The 23213-nt window shown below is 47.3% G+C and carries 21 protein-coding genes; 17 read left to right on the top strand and 4 right to left on the bottom strand.

Annotation, left to right across the window (positions count from 1 at the left end; all coding sequences use genetic code 11):
• Positions 1 to 27: 27 nt before the first annotated feature.
• Positions 28 to 195 (bottom strand): hypothetical protein, encoded by a 168-nt coding sequence (locus ADIS_RS23270; RefSeq protein WP_010856556.1) that lies wholly within the window; start codon positions 193 to 195, stop codon positions 28 to 30.
• A 433-nt stretch (positions 196 to 628) separates the two neighbouring features.
• Between ADIS_RS23270 and ADIS_RS20095 the strand changes: the two genes are divergently transcribed.
• Positions 629 to 2047, top strand: coding sequence for a DNA cytosine methyltransferase (locus tag ADIS_RS20095; RefSeq protein ID WP_010856557.1), 1419 nt, complete (start codon positions 629 to 631; stop codon positions 2045 to 2047).
• Positions 2048 to 2058: 11 nt separating this feature from the next.
• On the opposite strand, the gene ADIS_RS20100 is transcribed toward ADIS_RS20095, so the two are convergent.
• Both ADIS_RS20100 and ADIS_RS20105 read right to left on the bottom strand, forming a co-directional pair.
• Entirely contained in the window at positions 2059 to 2808 is a 750-nt protein-coding gene (locus tag ADIS_RS20100) for a PmeII family type II restriction endonuclease (protein ID WP_010856558.1), read from the bottom strand.
• Positions 2809 to 2901: 93 nt separating this feature from the next.
• Complete coding sequence (locus ADIS_RS20105; protein WP_010856559.1) at positions 2902 to 4644, bottom strand: GMC oxidoreductase; 1743 nt, start codon at positions 4642 to 4644, stop codon at positions 2902 to 2904.
• Positions 4645 to 4903: 259 nt separating this feature from the next.
• Between ADIS_RS20105 and ADIS_RS20110 the strand changes: the two genes are divergently transcribed.
• From ADIS_RS20110 to ADIS_RS20170, 13 genes are all read left to right on the top strand, one after another.
• Positions 4904 to 6619, top strand: coding sequence for an IlvD/Edd family dehydratase (locus ADIS_RS20110; protein ID WP_010856560.1), 1716 nt, complete (start codon positions 4904 to 4906; stop codon positions 6617 to 6619).
• 57 nt (positions 6620 to 6676) lie between these two features.
• Positions 6677 to 7453 (top strand): SDR family NAD(P)-dependent oxidoreductase, encoded by a 777-nt coding sequence (locus ADIS_RS20115; RefSeq protein ID WP_010856561.1) that lies wholly within the window; start codon positions 6677 to 6679, stop codon positions 7451 to 7453.
• 219 nt (positions 7454 to 7672) lie between these two features.
• Positions 7673 to 9781 carry a bifunctional rhamnulose-1-phosphate aldolase/short-chain dehydrogenase gene (locus ADIS_RS20120; protein WP_010856562.1) on the top strand — a complete coding sequence of 703 codons (2109 nt, stop codon included), beginning with the start codon at positions 7673 to 7675 and terminating at the stop codon, positions 9779 to 9781.
• Positions 9782 to 9791: 10 nt separating this feature from the next.
• The gene (locus ADIS_RS20125; RefSeq protein ID WP_010856563.1) at positions 9792 to 11075 is read left to right on the top strand and encodes a TIM barrel protein; all 1284 of its coding nucleotides are present in this window, start codon (positions 9792 to 9794) and stop codon (positions 11073 to 11075) included.
• A 72-nt stretch (positions 11076 to 11147) separates the two neighbouring features.
• The gene (locus ADIS_RS20130) at positions 11148 to 12470 is read left to right on the top strand and encodes an FGGY-family carbohydrate kinase (protein ID WP_010856564.1); all 1323 of its coding nucleotides are present in this window, start codon (positions 11148 to 11150) and stop codon (positions 12468 to 12470) included.
• 242 nt (positions 12471 to 12712) lie between these two features.
• Positions 12713 to 13636 (top strand): alpha/beta hydrolase, encoded by a 924-nt coding sequence (locus ADIS_RS20135; RefSeq protein ID WP_010856565.1) that lies wholly within the window; start codon positions 12713 to 12715, stop codon positions 13634 to 13636.
• Positions 13637 to 13778: 142 nt separating this feature from the next.
• Positions 13779 to 15122, top strand: a complete 1344-nt coding sequence (locus ADIS_RS20140) for a metal-dependent hydrolase family protein (protein WP_081634994.1) — start codon at positions 13779 to 13781, stop codon at positions 15120 to 15122.
• A gap of 103 nt (positions 15123 to 15225) precedes the next feature.
• Positions 15226 to 16068 carry a universal stress protein gene (locus ADIS_RS20145; RefSeq protein WP_010856568.1) on the top strand — a complete coding sequence of 281 codons (843 nt, stop codon included), beginning with the start codon at positions 15226 to 15228 and terminating at the stop codon, positions 16066 to 16068.
• Positions 16069 to 16102: 34 nt separating this feature from the next.
• Complete coding sequence (locus tag ADIS_RS20150) at positions 16103 to 16846, top strand: DUF1538 domain-containing protein (RefSeq protein ID WP_010856569.1); 744 nt, start codon at positions 16103 to 16105, stop codon at positions 16844 to 16846.
• 16 nt (positions 16847 to 16862) lie between these two features.
• Complete coding sequence (locus tag ADIS_RS20155; RefSeq protein WP_238325466.1) at positions 16863 to 17621, top strand: DUF1538 domain-containing protein; 759 nt, start codon at positions 16863 to 16865, stop codon at positions 17619 to 17621.
• A 122-nt stretch (positions 17622 to 17743) separates the two neighbouring features.
• Positions 17744 to 18091, top strand: coding sequence for a P-II family nitrogen regulator (locus ADIS_RS20160; protein WP_035807107.1), 348 nt, complete (start codon positions 17744 to 17746; stop codon positions 18089 to 18091).
• Between the two features lie 29 nt (positions 18092 to 18120).
• Entirely contained in the window at positions 18121 to 18525 is a 405-nt protein-coding gene (locus ADIS_RS20165; RefSeq protein ID WP_010856572.1) for a CBS domain-containing protein, read from the top strand.
• A gap of 53 nt (positions 18526 to 18578) precedes the next feature.
• Positions 18579 to 19379 carry an alpha/beta fold hydrolase gene (locus ADIS_RS20170; RefSeq protein WP_010856573.1) on the top strand — a complete coding sequence of 267 codons (801 nt, stop codon included), beginning with the start codon at positions 18579 to 18581 and terminating at the stop codon, positions 19377 to 19379.
• Here the strand turns inward: ADIS_RS20170 and ADIS_RS20175 are convergent.
• A complete protein-coding gene (locus ADIS_RS20175) occupies positions 19366 to 20481 on the bottom strand; it encodes a Na/Pi symporter (RefSeq protein WP_010856574.1) in 1116 nt (371 codons plus the stop codon). The genes ADIS_RS20170 and ADIS_RS20175 overlap by 14 nt on opposite strands.
• Before the next feature lie 313 nt (positions 20482 to 20794).
• Here ADIS_RS20175 and ADIS_RS20180 point away from each other — a divergent pair, with 313 nt between their 5' ends.
• The 3 genes from ADIS_RS20180 to ADIS_RS20190 all read left to right on the top strand — a co-directional run bounded on the left by ADIS_RS20180 (position 20795) and on the right by ADIS_RS20190 (position 23120).
• Positions 20795 to 21928, top strand: coding sequence for a hypothetical protein (locus ADIS_RS20180; protein WP_010856575.1), 1134 nt, complete (start codon positions 20795 to 20797; stop codon positions 21926 to 21928).
• Between the two features lie 22 nt (positions 21929 to 21950).
• Complete coding sequence (locus ADIS_RS20185) at positions 21951 to 22394, top strand: nucleoside deaminase (RefSeq protein ID WP_035807140.1); 444 nt, start codon at positions 21951 to 21953, stop codon at positions 22392 to 22394.
• Between the two features lie 117 nt (positions 22395 to 22511).
• Complete coding sequence (locus tag ADIS_RS20190) at positions 22512 to 23120, top strand: superoxide dismutase (RefSeq protein ID WP_010856577.1); 609 nt, start codon at positions 22512 to 22514, stop codon at positions 23118 to 23120.
• Positions 23121 to 23213: the final 93 nt, after the last annotated feature.

Here is a 23213-nt window from a genome sequence, read left to right on the forward strand (position 1 = left end):
TTCACCACATCGTAATTTTCCTGATCCCTACCTCAGCTCCCCCATCTTTCGGATAATTTCTCTCAGCAGTTCGTTTTGCTCACGACGAAGTGCAATAAAGGTATTCACCCACTTGTACACCAAATACAAGATGCCGAAAAAGATAGAAAAATAGATCAGTCCAAGAACTAGTGGAATAATGTGCAGAAAATCCATAATAAAAATAGTTTTGAATAAAAGAGGTAAATTTCAAACGTCTGGCCATACATTTATGCTGATTCCTAGCTGACAAACAACCATTAATCGGCCTGGTTCATTTCTGCTTTCTAAACTTTTAACGAAACCGAATCCGCCGCCGAATTTTCGGAATCGGACAAGCAAGCCCAGAAAATTATTTTTTTAAATTCATAAAGATAATCAATATAACAGTATAAAAATATATTTTATCGGTTCTTTTTCATAAATATTAGATTTTGCTTGGGTTATATGATTTTTCAGATCTACAATATATCAGGATTTCCTTGTGAAGTATATTATTATTCTCCTTTACAACCCTTCGGAAGTATTGGCCAACTTTCAATTTTATTAGAAATACTTTGTTTGTTAAGGTACCTTTTATAATTTCGTAAGCGAAAAAAAATAAGGTACCATGTTAAGCGTACAAGAGGCGGCAGATATTCTTAAAGTTACACCACAGCAAGTTCGGAATTTGTGTCGGGAAGGTAAATTAAGATCTGAGAGGGTTGGAAAATCTTGGATTATTGACAGGGGGGATTTGGAAGAATATTGTTCATCTACGAGTGCCGGCGTTGCGGAGGATCGACTTTTTTATGGACTAGGGATTCCCAAACGGACAAACAAACCAATAGCCCTGAGTTTTTTTAGTGGGGCTATGGGTATGGATATTGGCCTAGAACAAGCTGGTTTTCAAACGCTATTCGCGAGTGAAATTGATAATGCCTGTCGAAAGACAATCGTAAAAAACAGGCCGGAAATCGCCCTTGTCGGTGATATTCGAGACTTTTCCCCAAAATCAGTTCGAGAGATTTCAGGCCTTAGTGCGACGGATGAAATAGATCTGGTTGTTGGAGGCCCCCCTTGTCAAGCTTTCAGTACAGCGGGAAATAGAAAAGGGTTTGAGGATGAACGAGGAAATGTTTTTCTTTCATTTATCGATATGATTATTGGGTTGAATCCGAGGTATGCGGTGATAGAGAATGTACGGGGATTATTGTCGGCACCTCTAAAGCATCGACCGCATAACCAACGTGGAGAAGGATTCCCAAATTTGACAGTAGACGAATTGCCGGGTGGTGCTCTACACGAGATACTTAATAAACTAGAAGCGGCGGGTTATGCACTGAGCTTCAATTTGTACAACGCAGCTAATTTTGGAACTCCCCAGCAAAGAGAACGTGTCGTGTTAATCTGCTCAAGAGATGGAAAAAGGCCCCCCTATTTAGAACCAACCAACTCAGAAGGTGGCAGTTTCGGATTGCCGAAATGGAAAACTTTTCAGGAAGCAGTTGAGGGCATTGGTGGTAATCTAGAATGTATTTCATTTCCCGAAAAAAGGTTGAAATATTATCGGCTTTTGAAATCTGGAGAGAATTGGCGAAATCTTCCCGATGAATTACAACGGGAAGCAATGGGCAAGTCCTATTTTTCAGGTGGAGGGAAGACGGGCTTTCTAAGAAGACTTCATTGGGATAAACCCAGTCCCACCTTGGTGACTCATCCGGCAATGCCAGCAACGGATTTAGCTCATCCTGAGGAAGACAGGCCATTAAGTGTTCAAGAATACAAGCGAATTCAAGAATTCCCAGATGATTGGGATATACAGGGCAGCATTTTAGATAAATACAAACAGATAGGAAACGCTGTACCCGTGGGGTTGGGCCTTGCGATTGGAAAACTTATAATCAAGTTATTGAATGGGGAGAAGGTGCAAACTTTCGATGGGTTCTCCTATTCTCGTTATAGAAATACATCTGATAAAGAATGGAAAATGGAATTTCAAGCGACAATAAAGCAATTTGAAAAGCAAAAGCTTCTAATGCCGATATAGCTCAATTTGGATTATATTGTTCCTTTAGAATTAAATTCCAACAATCTATTCCAGTCGATTTCGCCTGATTCTGTGAAAAATTCCTCTGTTAATTGTTTCGTGAACATATTTATTTTCTTGGCATAAGCGATTTTATACTCATCATTTTTTTCGTTGGCAAGATGGCCGAGGGGTTCAACAATCTCTTTGTAAAGTTCGCTGTTGCCGGAAATAAATTCCCAAAATACCTGCCCACAATATTTGAAATAGTCACCCTTCTTCTTGTAATTGTTACGTGGAGTGGTTTTTCCGTAACAACATCCATTGATTGCAGTTACGTTGATTTTAGCACCCGAAGTTTTTAGGACTGCTCTAGCAGAGTTAAAATGATCAACCATTTTTTTAATCTGACTATCGTTTCCCCAATCAGGCCCCGACTTAATTGAAACAATAAATAACTCGTTGCCTTTCGTAAACTCTAGATCAATACCTGGAATTCCTGATTTCCTACCTCCATACACCAAACTGTTCACGTGGATAGCTAGGCCCTCTAACCAATTTCCAAAAATTCCCTCTTCACTTGACGAGATAAAAGCATCGACAATTGCTTGGATTAAATCTTGAGCGGTTAAAATATTCTTTGCTTTAAAAAGATATGGGTTCTTCCGTTTAAGGACGTCTTTTAATTTAAGCTCTCCCAGTTTGTCTACTCTTCTGGAGTGAAAATCCCCGATATTTTCCTCCACATAGTTAGTTACGTCTGTAATATCTAATGTCTTCATACAATATTTTTAATGATTTCCTATAATGAAAGGGGCTGCCTTTAGCATAAAATTGCCAAGGGCAGCCCGGGAAAAAAGGAGTTTATCGGTTACTTAGCCGATATTCTTTTTATTCAGTTGATCGATGATATACTCGGAGGTGCGCATGGACAAGGCCAAGATGGTCCAGGTGGGGTTTTTGTCTGCCTGGGAAACAAAGGAACCTGCATCCACGACAAAAAGGTTTTTGCATTCGTGCGCCTGGGAATATTTATTCAACACCGAAGTCTTGGGATCGTTGCCCATTCGGGAGGTACCTACCTCGTGGATGATTCTGCCCGGTGCTGCCAGTCCATACTCTGTGTCGGCACCCGGTCTGCTTCCCAGGATTTTGGCTCCCATCGCCGTAAAAATCTCCTCGAAGGTGTCCTGCATGTGTTTGGCCTGCTTCACTTCATAGTCTGTCCATTTGTAATGGAACCTAAGAACAGGAATGCCAAATTTGTCGACAACGTGTGGGTCGATTTCGCAGTAGTTGTCGTATTGAGGAACACTTTCACCCCTGCCGGCAATGCCGATGGTGGCGCCGTATACATTTCGGATGTCCCGTTTCAGACCTGCGCCATAACCGCCGTTTGGACTTGGATTACCAAACTCATCCTTTATATGCTGCCGCATGCTTTCCATTCCAAAGCCGAAACCATAATTGGGCATGCGCATACCACCGCCAAATTCCAAGTGGTAGCCCCTAGGGAAGTCCAGTTTTTTGTTGTCGAGCCACCAAGGGGTATATACGTGCATGGAGCCCACGCCGTCTTCGTTGTACTTGTCTCTGCCCAACAGCTCGGGCATCAACGCTGACCGGCTCGCACCGGTGGAGTCATGCAGGTACCTGCCAAGGGTTCCGCTGCTGTTTGAGAGTCCGTTTGGATGGCGGGTAGATTTGGAGTTCATCATGATGCGGGCGGTTTCGCAGGCCGATGCACCCAGTACGACTACCCGTCCTTTGAGCTTGTATTCCTGCATATCGACCTTGCTCACATAGGAAACACCGGTCGCTTCTCCCTGATCGTTGGTGGTCACCTTTCGTACCATGGCATAGGTATACAGGTCTACATGCCCTTTTTTCATGGCAGGTTTGACAAGTACCGTTCCGGAAGAAAAATCTCCATAGACCTGACAGGCGCGGTTACACTGTGCGCAGAAGAAACAGGCGCCACGCTCGTTGTTGACCGGGCGGGTTAGTACCGAAATACGGGAAGGAATGACAGGGATATTTATTTTACTTCCCCCCTTCATAAAGGCCAACTCGTGTAGGCGCGGCTTGGGAGGGGGCAGGAAATAGCCGTCCGGTTCATTTGGGATGCCCTCTTTCGAGCCAAAAACACCTATCAGCTTGTCCACCCGGTCGTAGTAGGGCTTCACATCATCGTAGGAAATCGGCCAATCGTCTCCGAGACCGTCAATACTCTTTCGCTTGAAATCATCAGGGCCAAACCGAAGGGAGATGCGTCCCCAGTGGTTGGTACGTCCTCCTAACATACGGGACCTAAACCAGTCAAATTGAGTGCCGTCTTTTCGGGTATAGGGCTCTCCGTCGATTTCCCAGCCTCCATAGGCTGCATCAAAATCGCCAAACGCCCGGACGGTGCTGGCACCTCTTCGCGGCGATTCCCAAGGGTAACGCAGTTGGGTACGGTATTCCTCCAAAGCTGGGTCAAAATCACTGCCCGCCTCCAAGACGGCCACACTCAATCCTGCTTCGGAAAGTATTTTCGCTGCCATACCTCCTCCGGCACCTGACCCGACGATGATCGCGTCGTAGGTCTCTGCCGATGATTTGATTTCAAAGCTCATTCCTGATCAACTTATTTGGTCTATTATTAATTTTTTGCCTGCTAAATTTAACAAAGAAAGGTGTATTAAAATATTTACCTGGGTATTTCGTCAAATAATATTTTAATTTCATTCAAACTTTTGCTAACCTTATACTGTCAACGGCGGAAAAAGGCCACACAAGCTTTCATCTCGGGCTCTTTATTTTTGGGAATGGGAGCGAAAGGCATCCAAACTCCCCGTAACTTTGACGACGACAATAGAAAATAACCTAACACCTATGGATAATAACAACAGAAGAAGTCAGGGCTGGTTTGGTAAAACCGGTAAAGACGGATTGATTTACCGTTCCTGGTTTCAAAAGCAGGGAATCCCAACCCATGAAATGGGAGGAAAACCCATCATTGGCATCTGTAACACCTGGTCGGAACTGACGCCGTGTAATTCCCATTTTCGGGACTTGGCGGAGTTTGTCAAGAAGGGGATATTAGAGGCAGGAGGCTTTCCTGTGGAATTTCCCGTAATGTCTTTGGGGGAAACGGTGATGAAGCCTACAGCTATGTTGTTCCGAAACCTGGCCAGCATGGATACAGAGGAGTCCATCCGCGCCAACCCCTTGGACGGGGTGGTGTTGCTCTGTGGCTGCGACAAGACGACTCCCGCATTGGTAATGGGAGCTTGCAGCGTGAACATACCCACCATTGTCGTGTCCGGAGGGCCGATGCTCACCGGTCGGTACAGAGGAAGTCAGATCAGCACCAGTGATATTTGGCGATTTAGCGAGGCCTCCCGATCCGGTGCGATGAACCAAGAAGACTTGTACGAGGCAGAGCGAGGACTATGCCGAAGTGACGGACACTGCGGGGTAATGGGCACGGCGTCCACTATGGCCTGTATGGTTGAATCGTTGGGGCTGACGTTGCCGGGAAACGCAGCCATTCCCGCTCCCGACTCCGGACGAAGGATTTTGGCACACCTGTCCGGTATGGAGATTGTCAAGATGGTAGAGAAAGATCTGAAACCTACGGACATCCTTACCCGCAAAGCCTTCGAAAACGCCATTATGGTCAACGCGGCCATAGGGGGATCCACTAATTTTGTGATTCACCTGCTGGCAATTGCTGGGCGTATCGGAGTTGAGCTTACGCTGGAAGATTTCGACCGTTTTTCGGCAAATATTCCCCTCCTTGCCAACCTTCAGCCCTCCGGAAAGTATTTCATGGAGGATTTTTATTATGCCGGCGGATTACCACCCATCATCCATCAGCTGAAGGATCATTTGAACAATGACAGCATCACCGTGACCGGTTTGCCGATCGGAGACGTAAACGCATCCTTCAAAAACTACAACGAAGAAGTCATCGCCCCACTGGACAAGCCGTTTAACCCTACCTCGGGTATAGTGGTTCTGCAGGGGAATCTTTGCGAGACCGGAGCAATCATCAAACCTTCCGCCGCCAGCCCGCACTTGATGAAACATCGTGGTAAGGCCGTCGTATTTGATGATATAGACGATTATAAGCACAAGATCGATGATCCAGACCTGGACATAGACGAAAATTCCGTGATGATCCTTAAAAACGTAGGCCCCAGGGGCTATCCGGGAATGCCGGAAGTCGGAAACATGGGACTTCCCCCCAAAGTGCTTGCAAAGGGAATTACGGACATGGTCCGTATTTCCGATGGTAGGATGAGCGGTACAGGCTTTGGTACCGTAGTGCTTCACGCCACTCCGGAGGCCGCAGAAGGGGGTAATTTTGCCGTCGTCCAGACAGGAGATATCATTGAATTGGACGTGTTGGCGAGAAAACTGAATGTCCTCGTATCTGACGAGGAGTTAAACGCCAGAAAAGAATCTTGGAAAAAGCCGGCGCCTATTACCGACCGTGGCTACGTGGGACTTTATGTGAGGCACGTAGAGCAGGCCAACTTCGGTGCTGACCTGGACTTTCTAAAAGGAAGCTCCGGGAGTGAGGTTTCGAAAGACTCCCACTAGCCAATTAACAAATTCCCGCTTCATGATGCACGGGAAAGACAAACCAACCAGACTTTCATGAACAATCAACAGCAGGTATCCCCTCCGGTCGCAATTGTGACCGGAGCGGGTGTCGGCATAGGTTTGGCAATCGCCCAGGTGTTGGCTCAAAAGGGCTACCGTATCCTGCTAAACGACCTAGACCCGACACTGACCCAACAGGCCACCGAACGTATCAATGGATCCTTCCCAGCTTCCTGTGTTGGGCTGTCCGGTGATGCATCTGATCCCAGCTTCATCGAGCAACTTGTGGAGGCAGCGGTGGAGGTTTTTGGGCAATTGGATGCGGTAATTGCCAATGCAGGAATCACCATTTACGGGGATTTCCTTACCTATAAGCCGTCGGATTTTGAGCGCGTGCTTCGCCTCAATCTTGGCGGTTCTTTCTTTTTGGCCCAGGCCGGATCCAGGCAAATGATAAAACAGGGGCAGGGAGGATCAATTGTTTTGATGTCGTCGGTTACCGGGCACCAGGCCCATAAGAACCTCGTTCCCTACGGCATGACCAAGGCAGCTTTGGAAATGCTTGCCAAAGGTCTGGTCGTAGAAGTGTCTGAGTTTGGCATCAACGTGAATGCCGTTGCACCTGGCGCAACGGTTACCGAGCGCACCCTCGAGCAGGAGGACTTTGTGGGCATCTGGTCCTCGATTACACCGATGGGAAGGCCCGCCAGCCCCGAGGATATAGCCCATGCGGTTGCCTTTTTGGTTTCCAAAGAGGCAAGGCATATTACAGGTCAAAGCTTGGTCATCGACGGAGGCTGGACCTCGGTAAGCCCCTCTCCCTATAAATAATGCAAGGCAAAACGAATTTGAAAACATCGAAGAAATTGTCGCCAGTGGCGAAAATGGTTCGAAAAATGTGTGTAGATGTATGAATTTATCACTGAATTAACCGCTTTTTGATAAATTCTCGGCCTATTCCAGCATAGAACAGGATAGTTGGACAAACCAGATGATTTATATTTGCGTACTTCCAAAAGATGTATTTTAACAACTAAAGAATAAAACAGTATGTCAGTTTCAGAAAAGAGCTTTAAACACGTAAATTACCTTTGGGACAAAGAAAAGGAAAAGGAACTGGGAGATGATCAGGTAGCACTGTTACTTTATCGCTCCAATATTTTGGGTTCAGACCTGAGGATTACCAATTATGGTGGGGGCAACACCAGTTGCAAAACCATGGAGATAGATCCGCTAACGAAGGAAAAGACCGAGGTGATGTGGATAAAAGGCTCTGGAGGCGATATTGGTACGCTGAAGCGCAGTGGGCTTGCGGGCTTGTACCAAGAGAAACTTCATTCACTGAAAAACGTGTACAGAGGCCTGGAGTTTGAAGATGAGATGGTAGGATTATTTAACCATTGTATATACGACCTCGACTCAAAGGCGCCCTCTATCGATACACCACTCCACGCTTTTTTGCCGTTTAAGCATATCGATCACTTACATCCGGATGCCGCCATTGCCATTGCCGCTTCCAAAGATGGCGAAAAAATAACCCAAGAGTTATTTGAGGGTCAGATTGCTTGGGTGCCTTGGCAACGTCCTGGGTTTGACATTGCGTTAAAGCTGGAAAAAGCCGTACAGGATAACCCGGGTATCCGGGGCATCATGTTGGGTGGTCACGGTTTGTTTACCTGGGGTGATACGGCCTACGAATGCTATATCAACAGCCTTGAGGTTATCGAAAAAGCTTCCCAATACCTAGAGGATAACTATGGAAAATCCCGCCCTGTGTTTGGTGGTCAGCGGGTGCAATCGCTTGAAGCGGATCAGCGCCAGGATCAGGCAGCGAAGATCGCTCCTATTTTGCGTGGGTTGGCTTCCAGTTACAACCGAATGGTGGGCACCTTTACCGACGACGCCCGTGTGCTGGAGTTTATCAACAGCCATGACCTGGACAAGCTGGCTCCTCTTGGGACAAGCTGTCCGGATCACTTCCTTAGAACAAAGATTCGGCCGCTGGTACTCGATATCCCCGCAGATTATGATTTGAGCGACGGTGCTGCGCTGAAGGAAAAGCTGGAAGTGGAGTTCCAAAAATACCGTGAGTACTATGTCAATTATTATGAAGACCACAAGCATCCCAATAGTCCAGGGGTACGTGACTCCAATCCGGTTATTATTCTATGGCCGGGCATAGGTATGTTCTCTTATGCGAAAGATAAGCAAACCTCGCGGGTAGCCAGCGAGTTTTACATCAACGCCATCAATGTGATGAAAGGTGCCGAGGCAATCTCCGAGTATGTGGCTCTGCCTCTTCAGGAAGCCTTTGACATCGAATATTGGTTGTTGGAGGAGGCAAAGCTACAGCGTATGCCTAAAGAAAAACCACTTTCCAGAAAGATTGCGTTCGTCACGGGAGGTGCAGGTGGCATAGGAAAAGCCATCGCCGACCGGTTGGCTGCCGAAGGTGCATGCGTCTTTATCACTGATATCAACAAGGACAACCTGGACGCCGCGGTCGCGACGTACAACAGAGATACCGGAGCAGGTACGCTTATGGATGTCACCAGCATGGCTGACATAGAAAGAGCGTTGAAAGAAACCATTTTGAAATTTGGCGGTGTAGATGTCGTAGTAAACTGTGCCGGACTTGCTATTTCCAAGCCCATCGATCAAACTTCAGAGAAAGAGTGGGACTTGTTGCAGGACGTGTTGGTAAAGGGGCAGTTTGCAGTTTCCAAAGCAGCAGTGGCCATCCTACGTGCCCAGAACAAGGGAGGAGATATCATCAATATTGCGAGCAAGAACGCCTTGGTTTCCGGGCCAAACAACGTAGGATACGGTACAGCCAAGGCAGCACAGGTACATATGAGCCGTCTGTTGGCTGCCGAACTGGGGCCGGATAAAATCCGTGTTAACGTGGTAAATCCGGATGCGGTCATTGAGGGCAGTAAGATATGGGAAGGCGCTTGGGCCGCAGGACGGGCAAAGGCGTATGGTATTAGTATCGAGGAACTTCCGGCGTTTTATGCGAAGCGAACCATCATGAACGAAATCATCAGCACGGCTGACATAGCTTCTGCGGTATTTGCTTTCGTAGGTGGAGACCTCAGCAAGAGTACAGGTAATATATTAAACGTGGACGGTGGAGTAGCTGCTGCTTTTGTAAGATAAACAACGAACTATGCGTATTGATGCAGAATTCATCCAGTCGCATAATGGTAAAACTCTCTCGGATCATCGGGAGAGTTTTGCCTATTTAAGCGGAAAGCTGGATAGAAAAGGAGTGGATGTCAGTGGATTTATCCAAAAAATCAGTAAATTCCAAATTGCCATTCCCAGCTGGGCCCTTGGGACTGGCGGCACCCGGTTTGGGCGATTTCCCGGTGGGGGTGAGCCCCGATCTCTGGAGGAAAAGGTGGACGATGTTGGGCTCCTACATGCCCTCAATAGAGCCTCAGGGGCAATCTCATTGCATATTCCTTGGGATATCCCTTCCGACGTGGATGCTATTAAGGCTCATGCTGCTTCACACGGACTGGTTTTTGATGCCGTAAATTCCAACACCTTTCAAGACCAACCGGCACAGGCACATTCTTATAAGTTTGGGTCACTGTGTCATACTTCTCATGCGGTAAGGCAACAGGCGATTGACCACAATTTGGAGGTAATACGCCATGGAGAAGCATTGGGGTCAAAATCCTTGACGGTGTGGTTGGCAGACGGTTCCTCCTTTCCCGGACAGATGAATTTCAGAAAGGCCTTACAACGTACCTTGGATTCCCTGAAGGAGATATACGCAGGTATGCCGGAGGATTGGAAGTTATTTGTGGAATACAAGCCTTATGAACCGTATTTTTACTCGACGGTTATACAGGATTGGGGTACCTCTCATCTGTTGGCCTCCGAGCTTGGAGACCGAGCCTTCACCTTGGTGGATTTGGGACATCACCTGCCCAATACCAACATCGAACAGATTGTTGCCACGCTTATGATGCGAGGCAAGCTGGGAGGCTTCCATTTCAACGATTCCAAATTTGGAGACGATGACCTAACTGTGGGTGCCTTGAAGCCCTATCAGTTGTTTTTGATTTTCAATGAGCTGGTAGAGGGGATGGAAGACCCTCGAAGTACCAACCCAAGTCCTGCGTGGATGATTGATGCCAGCCACAACCTCAAAGATCCGCTGGAGGATTTGCTCCAGTCGGTTGAAGCGATTCAGCTAGCTTATGCCCAAGCCCTGCTTATTGATCGCCCGCGCCTAGAAGAGGCCAGGGAGTCCAATGACCCAGCTAAGGCACAGGAATTGCTACAGGATGCACACAGGACGGACGTTCGGCCCTTGATAGCCGAGGCCCGACTAAGGGCCGGAGCGGCGATACAGCCCATAGAGGCCTTCCGTGCGCTCGAAGTGCGAAAGCGATTGATAGAGGAGAGAGGTGCAAAGTCCATCTCTACCGGATTATAATTGGGGAGCCTGATAGGGCACATGTTACTGTCAGGCCCCTTCATTTTACTATTGTCAACCTAAACCAGACCCATGGCTAGACCTGTTATCGCAATATTTGATATAGGCAAAACGAATAAGAAATTCTTCCTATTTGACGAAGAACTGAATGAGATAAGCGAAGAGTACATAAAGTTCCCCACGATCGAAGATGAAGATGGAGATGAATGTGATGATTTGGAAAAAATAGCTTCTTGGGCAAAGGAAAAGGTACGTTTACTTTGTGATAATCCCGATTACGAGCTCAAAGCACTCAACTTCTCCACCTACGGTGCTTCCTTTGTTTCCATTGGCGTAGACGGAAAACCGGTGACGCCAATTTATAATTACCTTAAGGAATTTCCAACCGACCTCCATGAGGCATTTTACAATGCGTATCCGGAGGAGGAAATCAACCGGGTTACGGCATCCCCTACCTTAGGTATGCTCAACTCCGGTCTGCAGCTCTATTGGTTGAAGAGAAAGCGCCCTGCCGTGTTTGACCGTGTTCAGTACTCGCTGCATTTGCCTCAGTACATTTCCTACTTGTTTACGGGCGAAGCGGTCGCTGAACCTACCTCGATAGGTTGTCATACCAAGATGTGGGATTTTCCCAAGAAGGATTACCACCGGTGGGTTTACGATGAAGGGATCTCCAAGAAGCTTCCCACGATCGTTCCGACGACTCATTATTTCACCAAAAAAATCTGCGGAAAATCGGTGAAGGTTGGAGTAGGGATTCATGACAGTTCCTCTGCATTGGCTGCCTACCTGATAAAGACGGAGGAGCCATTTGCCCTGATTTCTACCGGTACCTGGTCTATCACGCTAAACCCGTACCCGACGGGTGATCTAACCTTTGAGGAGCTTCAGAGTGACTGCTTGAACTTCCTCTCCATTCATGGTACCACGGTAAAGGCGAGTCGGTTTTTTTTGGGTTACGAACTGGATTATCAGGTGGAAAAGCTAAATGCCCTGTTCAAAAAGCCCTCGAAATATTATAAGGACGTTCCATGTGACGAGCGTATGCTTCAGGATATTGTGTTTGAGGAAATTCCTGCGACGTTCTACCCGGAAACCATGGCATTGACGCCCCTTGTCCGGGAGGTGTTTGGGGACAACCAATGGAATCCGTCCGAGTACCAGACCTTTGAACAGGCCTACCATCAGGTTATGTGGGGACTGGTGCGCATGCAGGTGGCTTCTTTAAAATTGGCATTGGGCAGTTCGGACATTAGGAAAGTATATATCGACGGAGGGTTTGTCAACAACAAGCTGTTTATTCGTATGCTGAAGGAATTGTTGCCGTTTTATGACCTGCAGTTCTCCGATTTTCCGCTGGGATCTGCTTACGGAGCGGCTTTGATGCTGAAATAGCCTTTGTGTGCTCGGTTCTATTGAGCTCATATTGCGCATGTCTTCCCGACCGATGTAGCAAGCCTGCCAAGACCATGGTACACGATAGTTGTTCAGTAAGGCTAAAACTATAAACACATGAAATCGAGCACGACGCAAACGACACACGGAGGGACGCCCCGATAGCTATCGGGGAATACGTGCGAGATTCCATCCCGATAAACCGGGACAAGTTGTGACCTTTGAAAAACAATTATAGACACATGAAAAAACTGATTCTTCTACTATTCGTTTCCTTGCAGATGACGGCAGTTAGCGCGCAATTTGATCCTGTTCTTGTCCCTCTTTACGATGGAGACATCCCTTATCGAAAGGCTTCCGATCAGCAGGAAGAGGTACAGGTGAGTGATATTATGGTAGTCAGAAAGGTGCAGGAACCCACGCTTCAGGTTTTTTTGCCGGCCAAACGCAACGCAACCGGGCAAGCTGTGATTATCTGTCCTGGTGGTGGTTACGGTGTGTTGGCGTACGATTGGGAGGGGTTAGATATAGCCAAATGGCTGAACGGTCATGGCATTGTGGGCATTGTCCTAAAGTACCGTCTTCCATCTGCAGAAAATCAGACCGAACCTCACCTAGTTCCTTTAAGTGATGCCCAGCGGGCGATGCGTTTGGTAAGGTCCCGGGCAGCGGAATGGCATATTGACCCAGGTAAAATTGGTATCATGGGTTTTTCGGCAGGTGGTCATCTTGCCTCTTCGTTGGCAACGCATTTTGACGGCGGAGATCCAAGTGCATCGGATGTGGTTGAAAAGTTTAGTTGCAGGCCCGACTTTGCGATACTTGCGTATCCAGTGATCTCCTTTGACCCGGCTTATACCCATATCGGTTCTAGAAATAACCTAATCGGCCAACAGCCTGATTCCAAATGGGTGGAGTATTTTTCCAACGAAAAACAGGTGACTTCGGAGACACCTCCCTCCTTTTTGTTTCATTCTCAGGATGACACAGTGGTTCCAATAAGCCATAGCATACGTTTTTACGAGGCACTTACCCTGCACCAAGTGCCGGCAGAGATGCATTTATATCCGACAGGCGGGCATGGTTTTTCGCTCTCTGTTACCAAAGAAGGAACCCAGAAAGGCTGGATGGAGAGTTGTGTTCAATGGCTAGGTGCTTTACCCTAATCAGCTGGGGTTAGGCCTAGAAAGGGAGTTGTCAATGCGTTTTCTCAAGCAGTAGGCGAGGCCTCCATAAAAGAAAGTGGGTGATGATCGACGTTTTGTGGGTTCTAGTGTTTATTTTTATACATCACAAAATTCTTTTTGAATGAACCGACTCGTTTTCTTATTGACCTTCTGCCTTGGTTTGCTGGGTAATCCAATCGAACTTTTTTCCCAAGAATCGACCAACCGAGTTTTGTTTGAGAATGTTCGTGTATTTGACGGGCGATCCACCGTTTTGACTGCTCCGCTCCATGTCTTGGTTGAGGGCAATCAGATCGTTCGTATGAGTTCCAGTCCCATTGAGGTATCCGGCCCTGTGCAAGTTGTCGCTGGCGGGGGACGCACCTTGATGCCTGGCTTGATCGATGTGCATGTACATTTGGTGTTTGGTGCTTTGACCATGCGGGAGATGATGTCGCCGATGCTATCCGAGCGTTTGATTCTGGAAAAAGCCTCGCAAAGTGCGGAACAGACTTTATTGCGTGGCTTTACGGCTGTTCGCGATGTTGGAGGGCCTATATTTCCCTTAAAAGCACTTATCGACAACGGTAAGGCGGTGGGGCCTAGGGTTTGGCCATCGGGCGCAACCATCAGCCAAACCGCAGGGCATGGTGATTTTAGGACACCCGAAGAAAGGTCGAGGAGGTTTTTTGGGGAGGTATCCCGGGCCGAGCGATACAATGCCACTTTTATTGCCGATGGCACAGCTGAGGTTTTAACCGCCGTACGTGAGAACCTTCGTTTTGGAGCGAGCCAAATAAAGCTGATGGCGGGAGGTGGTACCTCATCTGCCTACGATCCGGTGGATGTAACCCAATATACCCTTGAAGAAATGAAGGCAGCCGTGGAGGCAGCGGAGGATTGGGGTACCTACGTGACGGTACATGCCTACACCGAGCGGGCCGTGCAGAAAGCAATTGCTGCCGGTGTGCGTTGCATAGAACATGGGCAGATGCTAGACAAAAAGACGCTACGCATGATGGCGAAAAAAGACGTTTGGCTAAGCCTCCAAAACCTGGTTGCCGATACACCGGACATGGATCCCGTCAGGCGGGAAAAGCGGAAACCTGTGCTGGAGGGGCAGGCAAAGATCTGGCCCTTGGCCAAGCAATTGAAGGTTAATGTGGCTTGGGGAACGGATTTTCTTTTCGAGCCTGATCTGAATCTTCAACAAAACCAGTATATCTTAAAGCTTACCGAATGGTATTCTCCTGCCGAAATACTCAAGATGATTACCTATGACAATGGCCGCCTTCTTCAGCTTTCGGGTCTCCGAAGTCCCTACCAGGGCAAAGTTGGGGTAGTGGAAGAGGAAGCTTTGGCCGACCTCTTGTTGGTAGACGGCAATCCGCTGGCAGATATCTCCCTTGTAGCCAACCCGTCTGAAAAATTTCTGGTCATCATGAAGGATGGAAAGATCTATAAAAATACCCTTCCCGATCAATGATTTATCGCCCTATTTTTTGTACAGTTTGCCATATTCTACGTATACTTAAGTTAGTTCCATTCCCATTAAATCTAGGTAAATGGGTAAAAAAAACACGTAACGCATGATTCTAGGACTTCCCGACAAGCTAATCGTATTCACAGATTTTTCCGAACCTTCTCAGCACGCCGTTCAGGTATCTGTAGAGTTGGCCAAGCGGTTGAAGAGGCCGTTGGAGGTATTTCACGTTTTGACAGCACCCCCCATACCATCAATGGCGGGTGTCGCCATGCGAAATGAGCTGTTGGAATCCGCAAAAGCAGAGGCCGAGCTGACGCTAAGCTCGCTCGTGAAGCGGCTTGAAGAAGCCCACAAAGCGACTGTGGTCAAGTCATCTGTCATAGCCAAGCTTGGTTTCGAAGAGGCAGTGGAGCGGACGGCGCAAGCTTCGCCGAATTGTCTCCTGATTTTCGGTAAAAAGAAACGGTCTGCTTTGGAACGTATGTTCGTAGGCAGTGGCCTGACCAGTCTTTTACGAAGAGGTGAGGTTGGAGTTCCTATGCTGCTTGTTTCTCCGGGGTCGGGATCTCTGGGCATTTCAAAGCTTCTACTCGCGCTGGACCTTAATTCCCCGGCGGACGATTCGCGTTTTGATTTGGTGGAGGCCTTACTGGAACTGTTTGGAGTGCGTTGGGATTTGGTTTATGCCTCGGGACGGAATCTGACTGACGACGAACTTGAGAAATCGTTGGTAAATGCCCTTCCAGCCTCCCTATTGGCAAAGCTGGAAACCATTAACCTGTTGGAATCCAAAGAAGAGCTTGGTGACAGGCCTGCTGCATCCGATCAATGGGTAGTAGCGTTTCCACGGAGGAAATCCATGCTGGAATCGTTGCTAAAAGGTTCTTTTAGCCAGTTCTTGGCAGAAGCCCAAGACCGAAATCTGCTTCTGATTCCGGAACAGTAGCAACTCGCATCTGACCCCGATAAGTAAGGTAAAATTGGAGAAGGTTCTTTGGCACATAGCCCAAAAAGTAAAGCGCACCTTTATGGATCTGCTGCCGATCATTATTGTGGTGGCCTTTTTTCAGCTATTCGTGATCAGGCAGCCGTTGCCCCAGGTCGGGGAGGTAATCTACGGCAGCATACTGGTTATGATTGGCCTGTTACTTTTTATAGAGGGCTTGGAAATGAGCCTTTTTCCGATTGGGGAAAATATGGCAAACGCGTTGGCGCTAAAGGGTAGCTTGGTCTGGCTTTTGACATTTGGATTCTTGCTGGGGTTTTCTACCGCGATTGCCGAACCCGCTCTGATCGCAGTGGCGGAGGAGGCAGGCAACATCGCAGCGCTTGCCGGACTGATTCCTGATGATCCTTCGGTACTTAAGGCCTACACGGTGGGGCTACGTGTGTCTGTTGCACTTTCTGTAGGGCTGGCAATTTTGATTGGGGTGATTCGGATTTTGAAGGGTTGGCCGCTTTATTACCTAGTAATCGGAGGCTATCTGCTCATTATGGTCATGACCATCTTCTCGCCTGCAGAGATTGTAGGGTTGGCGTACGATATTGGCGGCGTGACTACCTCTACGGTGACAGTGCCCTTAGTAACTGCGTTGGGGGTAGGTTTGGCAAAGTCCATCAAAGGAAGAAGCCCGTTGTTGGATGGCTTTGGTATGATCGCTTTGGCCGCTATGGCCCCGATTTTGTCAGTGATGGTTTACGGAATATTTTGGTTTGGTAGGTGAGATGGAAAGTGGGTTGATGACGATATTTCTTAATACCTTAGTAGACGTACTGCCAATCACGCTGCTGATTTTGGGGTTTCAGTTAGTTGTTTTAAGACGTCCCATTCCCCAGTTAAAGAAAGTACTGATAGGTGCTGTCTACGTGGTGTTGGGCTTAGCCTTGTTTCTTATGGGACTGGAAAAAGCCTTGTTTCCATTAGGCACTTTGATGGCAGAGCAGCTGGCCGACCCGGTTTTTTTGGGCATTGAAGAGGGAGCCTCGCCGAGGTGGACCGATTTCTATTGGGTTTACATTTTTGCAGCGTGTATCGGATTCGCCACCACCATTGCCGAGCCATCCCTAATAGCTGTGGCAATTAAGGCGGATGAGGTATCTTCTGGCGGAATCAGTAAATTGGGTCTACGAATCACTGTGGCTGTTGGTGTTTCGCTGGCATTGACCTTAGGGACGTTTCGGATTGTAACTGGGACCCCGCTTTACCTGTATATACTAGGGGGATATTTGATAGTCATCTTGCAGACGATCTTTGCGCCCAAAGAAATGATCCCGTTGGCCTATGACTCAGGTGGCGTAACTACCTCCACGGTTACTGTCCCCATCGTAGCGGCGTTGGGGCTGGGTCTGTCCCAGGCGATTCCCGGTCGAAATGCCGCCGTGGATGGGTTTGGGCTTATTGCGTTCGCCAGTGTATTTCCCATCATCTCCGTGCTGGGATATGCCCAGTTGGCAGCTTTCAAGAGGAAGTATATCAAATCCAAAAAAGGAAAAGAATGAGTTTGGAAAATACGTTTCTTCTTTTGGCTACCTGGTAATACAGATGGTTATATCAAAGTTGGCCCCAATAGTTGGCTGACCTAATTCGATGGTAAATTTATTATCTTTAAAACGTTAATGAAATGAAGTTTAAACTCATCATGGTGTTGGTAAGACCAGAAAGCACCGACGAAGCGGTGAAAGCAATGAGGAAAGGGGGAGCTACAGGAGACACGATTATTCGTGCGAGAGGATCGGGCATACAGGAAGTAAAAACCTTTCTTGGATTAAACATAGAGGGTCAGAATGAGCTCATTTTGGTACTTTCCGAAGCAAACAACGTGGCAAAGATTCTCGATTCTGTAAAACAGGTGATCCCATTTGATGAACCGGGAAACGGTATCGCTTTCGTTTTGCCAGTAGATGAAGTCGTGGGACTAAAATCCCAGCTGGATCGATTGAAGGATCAGGCAAGAGACAGCTATTTCTGAGTCGAGTCAAACACTAGGTTATACCCATCATGGAAAAAAGAAGATACATACCCGCCAAAGAAATCATGGATACCAACGTCGTAATGGTAGATGGAATGGCAACCGCAGCAGAAGCCGTGCGTCTCCTTAAGGAGCGCAAGGTGGATGCTCTAATTGTGGAAAAACGCCACGAATTTGATGCTTATGGGATTGTAGTGATGCAGGATCTGTTGGAAGCGGTCATCATAGCGGGCAGGAATCCCGCAGAGGTAAATCTGTTTGAGATCATGTCCAAGCCCCTCATTACGGTATCGAGTACGCTGGATATCAAATACGTCGCCAAGCTGATGGTAGATGTGGGAATCAAGCAGGTGCCGGTGGAAGAGGGAGGCAAGTACCTCGGGATCATTTCCATACGTTCATTGGTACTAAATTCAGATAGGTTTACAACTTAACGCCTTGTCTCCCACCCCCAAAACTTTTGGATTCCGGATCCAGTTAACACAATATGTTACATTATACGACTTTTCGACATAGCCATAGCAAGGAATGGGTTACCTTCATTCATGGCGCCGGAGGCAGCAGTGCGATTTGGTATAAGCAGTTGCGGGATTTTAGTAAGGAGTACAACGTTTTACTCGTTGACCTGCGTGGACATGGCCGGTCAAAAAACGTGGAATATGAACGGTTTAAAAAATACACGTTTGATGTGATCGGGGACGAAGTTATTGAAGTTCTGGATCATTTGTCAATCGATCGTACACATTTTATAGGGATTTCGCTGGGAACCATCATCATCAGGGAGATCAGCGAGAGGTATCCGGAACGGGTTCAGAGCCTCATCTTGGCCGGAGCTGTCATGAAATTAAATACCCGAGGCCAACTGTTGATGTGGATGGGTGTATTGTTAAAATCTTTAATCCCCTATCTGCTCTTGTATAAGCTTTTTGCATTTGTGATTATGCCAAGAAAGAAGCATCGGGAGTCTAGGTACTTATTCATAGCGGAAGCGAAAAAGCTCTACCAGAAGGAGTTTATTCGTTGGTTTACCCTAGTATCCCAAGTGAATCCGCTGCTTTCATTTTTTAGATTGAACGAAGTAAATATCCCGACGCTTTATGTTATGGGGGCAGAGGACTACATGTTTCTGCCTACGATTTCCAGGCTGGTACAGAATCATCCCTCCGCAAAACTATCTGTTATACCCGATTGTGGGCACGTGGTAAACGTGGATAAGCCCGTGCAATTCAATACTATAGCGTTGGGCTTTTTAGGAGATCTTTCGCAGCGGTCCTTTAGTTCTTATTGAAATAAATTAAGAGGAAGGGTATCACGAAAAACGTCAGCAATATATACGCCAGTCCGATCAGCCGGGACTTTACGATCTGTTTTCCAAAACTGGATGCCAGTCTAGGCGGAATATTTCGTAGGGGGGGGTAGGGCAAGAATAAGAGCGCACCGATCATATTGAAAAGAAAATGTACCAAGGCAATGCTGATGGCAGCCTCCGTTTTATACAGTGCAGCGATGGCTGCGGTGATCGTTGTGCCGATGTTTGCCCCTATAATAAATGGGAACACGTTGTTTAGCGTGGCTTTTCCCGTGGCTACCACCGTTACGATCAGCGAGGTGGTGATGGTGCTTGACTGAACGGCTGCCGTGGAGAATACGCCATATCCAAATGCCCGATAGGGTTGCTTGAAGAACTGTTTGCTTGCTTTTTTGTATTTGGGCGCAAGTATGGACTCAAAAGCGAGATTGGACAACACTTTGATCGACAGAAATAAAAGGATGATTCCTACGATCAGCCAAAGAAATGGCCAATCCAGCCAATTTACCAGGGATTCACTCACCGGACGTAGAAAAAACCGATACGGCGTGTATCCATCTTCCGGTGATGATGGGTTGTCCAGGACAAAGAGATGGACGATATACCGGGCCATGTTGCTGAGAAATCCAAAGTAAACCTCCAGGGGAAAAAGAACCGCCGTCGTGATTATGTTGAAGAAATCATGAAGTACTGCTGCTGATAGGGCTTTCTTGAACGCTTTCTTTTGGGTAATGAAACTTAGCGAAACGAGATTGGATGTCAGCGTGGTGCCAATATTTGCGCCCATTATCAGCGGAACAGCTTGTGTCAGGCTGAGGCTGCCGGATGCTACCAAGGCAACCACCATGGCGGAGATAGTCGAACTCGATTGGATCAGCGCGGTCATTAATATGCCCACAAACAAGCCAACAAAAGGGTTTTCTGTCGCCATAAAGATCTCATTCGCTACGCTGCTGTTCAGCATACCGAGCGAAAAGGTCAAAAGATCAATTGAAAACACAAACAGAAGAAGCCCAAGCAGTGCAGAAGCGATCAGCAGTAGGTTTGGAAAAGTAGGCGTAACGATATCCTTAGTCTGCATTCTTTGTAACAGAGTCATTTGCACAGTAAAATTTGCGCAAATTTCCGTTAGAAAAAAGTTAAATAGTTCTTTTTTAGATCAAGGTTATGTTAATTTGGAGCGGAATAAACACGGCGAAATTGGTAGATGAATCGTTCTTTTGGTACCAAAAAAAACCCTTATCTTTAGATTTATTGTCAAATCCTTTCCGGAATCGGACCCGTTCCGAGAACACCGGGTATGGTCTAGGGCATTTCTTAACAATTTGTTAACATTGCGCTCCTGCAAACTTGCGTAACTTTGGGCTTGCTATCTACCAGCCAAAATCAGTAACATGGTCAAATTGAAGGATCAAAATATCAATCAGGATGCGCTTTCGACTGCCGCCTATTCACTTTTTGACTTTACTAAAAAAGAAAAATCCTTCCTGCTGATCGTTTGTATTCTGGTTTCGATCGCCGGGATCATCACTCCCTATACGTATGCTGCGATGTGGTTTGGTTTTGCGCTTGCGGCCTATTCAGCCATAGCCAACGACAGCATTCAGACCATAGGAACCTTCATTGCCTCCAACCAAAATCGTAAATGGTATTATCTGTGGCTTTTTATGGGGCTGATTTTTGTGGCCACGGTTACTTACAGTTGGTTTGTATATGATGGAGATGTGAGTTATCAACGCCTGCGCGTGGATGGGTTGGATCGGGCACCGGAAAATTTTGTTTTCCTTCAGCTCGCCGCGCCCATTGTACTGCTGGTAATGACTAGGCTCCGTATGCCTGTTTCGACCACCTTTTTGCTGCTGAATGTTTTTACTTATAAGGCCGGAACGATTCTAGGAGTGATGCAGAAGAGCTTTGTGGGCTACCTAGTTGCTTTCTTCGGCGCTATTCTGGTTTGGTTTGTCCTCGAGAAATTTGTCGAGAACTATTTAAAAGGCAGGCCCCATCCTTTCTGGTATATCTTGCAATGGATTACCTCCGGGGCATTGTGGGCGGTATGGATTATGCAGGACGCCGCCAATATAGCTGTTTTTCTCCCCAGGTCGTTGTCTGCGTGGGAGTTTGTCGCCTATACCGGTTTTGTATTTTTGGGACTAGGGTTTCTTTTTTATCTGAAGGGAGATAAAATCCAGGGAATCGTAAATGAAAAGACGAAAGTCACCGATGTGCGTGCAGCTACCATTGTTGATTTGGTGTATGCCGTCATCCTGTTTTATTTTAAAGGGTACAGCAATATGCCCATGAGTACAACTTGGGTTTTTATTGGCCTTTTAGGTGGACGAGAGCTGGCTATTGCACTGGCAAAATCCAGGAAGCTGAAAAAGCGCCGGGCAAGGCTGGTTCGGGCCTACAGGTTGGCAAAGAATGATATAATCAAGGCTGGCATTGGGTTGTTGGTGTCGTTGATTTTGGCCCTGATTATCAACGAAGGCGTGAGAAAAGAGATTTTTGGCCTATTTACCCGATAGGGGTGGATTTCTGCGGAACCCTATGGAATGGAATACCCCGGAGTTTTTTATGATGGAGGCGCTAAAGCAAGCAAAGCTTGCGATGGATGAGGGGGAGGTGCCCGTAGGTGCCGTTCTAGTATGCCAAAATAAGATCATAGCACGAGCGCATAATCAGACCGAGCGCCTCACAGATGTGACGGCACACGCCGAGATATTGGCATTGACAGCCGGATTTGGGGCGCTGGGATCAAAATACCTCCCGGCTTGCAAACTTTTCGTGACATTGGAACCCTGTGTAATGTGTGCCGGTGCCTTGTTTTGGGCACAGCTTGGAGAGCTGCATTTTGCCGCATCGGATCCCAAACGAGGCTATAGTAGATTGGGTGATCAGATACTGCATCCAAAGACCAAAGTTATCCACGGACTTTACGAAAAAGAATCTACCGAATTGCTGAGAGAATTCTTCGCTTCGAGGAGAAACTAGAGATTCCCGATTATTTTAGAACCATTTTTAGTTATTTGTGGTTGGTCTAGTAGGTTTTTAAGACCTTCTAATACGATCATATTTACTCAATGTTTAACTTTAAAATTGAACGAAAAAATGGCTTTTGAACTTCCTGCATTACCCTACGACTTTAATGCGCTAGAACCGCATATCGATGCAAAAACCATGGAAATCCACCATGGCAAGCACCACAATGCCTATGTTACGAATTTGAATGCAGCCGTTGATGGTACTCCTCTGGCTGGCAAGAGCTTGGAGGATATCATGGCTTCCATTTCCAGTGCTTCTCCAGCAGTTCGCAACAACGGTGGTGGCCACTACAATCACGCGCTGTTTTGGACGATCCTTTCTCCAAACGGTGGAGGTGCGCCAAGCGGTGACCTGGCAAAGGCTATCGATGCAAAGTTTGGGTCCTTTGACAAATTGAAGGAAGAGTTTAATAAGGCGGCAGCAACACGATTCGGTTCGGGATGGGCGTGGCTCAGCGTGGACGGAGCCGGTGAGCTTCAAGTCAGCTCTACACCCAATCAGGACAATCCGTTAATGGATATTGCAGAGGTAAAAGGTACGCCTATACTAGGCTTGGACGTATGGGAGCATGCTTACTACCTTAACTATCAAAACAGACGACCTGATTACATCAGTGCTTTCTGGGCGGTGGTCAATTGGGAGGAAGTGAGCAAGCGATATGCTGCTGCGAAATAAGAATTGAGATAATAACAGCTCAAAAGAGACCCCTGGTTTATGCCAGGGGTTTTTTGGTGTGCCGTGCATGTTAACTAACTAGGTGGTGAAAGT

Origin of the sequence: Lunatimonas lonarensis (assembly GCF_000390185.1) — a bacterium.
In the GTDB taxonomy this organism is placed as follows: domain Bacteria; phylum Bacteroidota; class Bacteroidia; order Cytophagales; family Cyclobacteriaceae; genus Lunatimonas; species Lunatimonas lonarensis.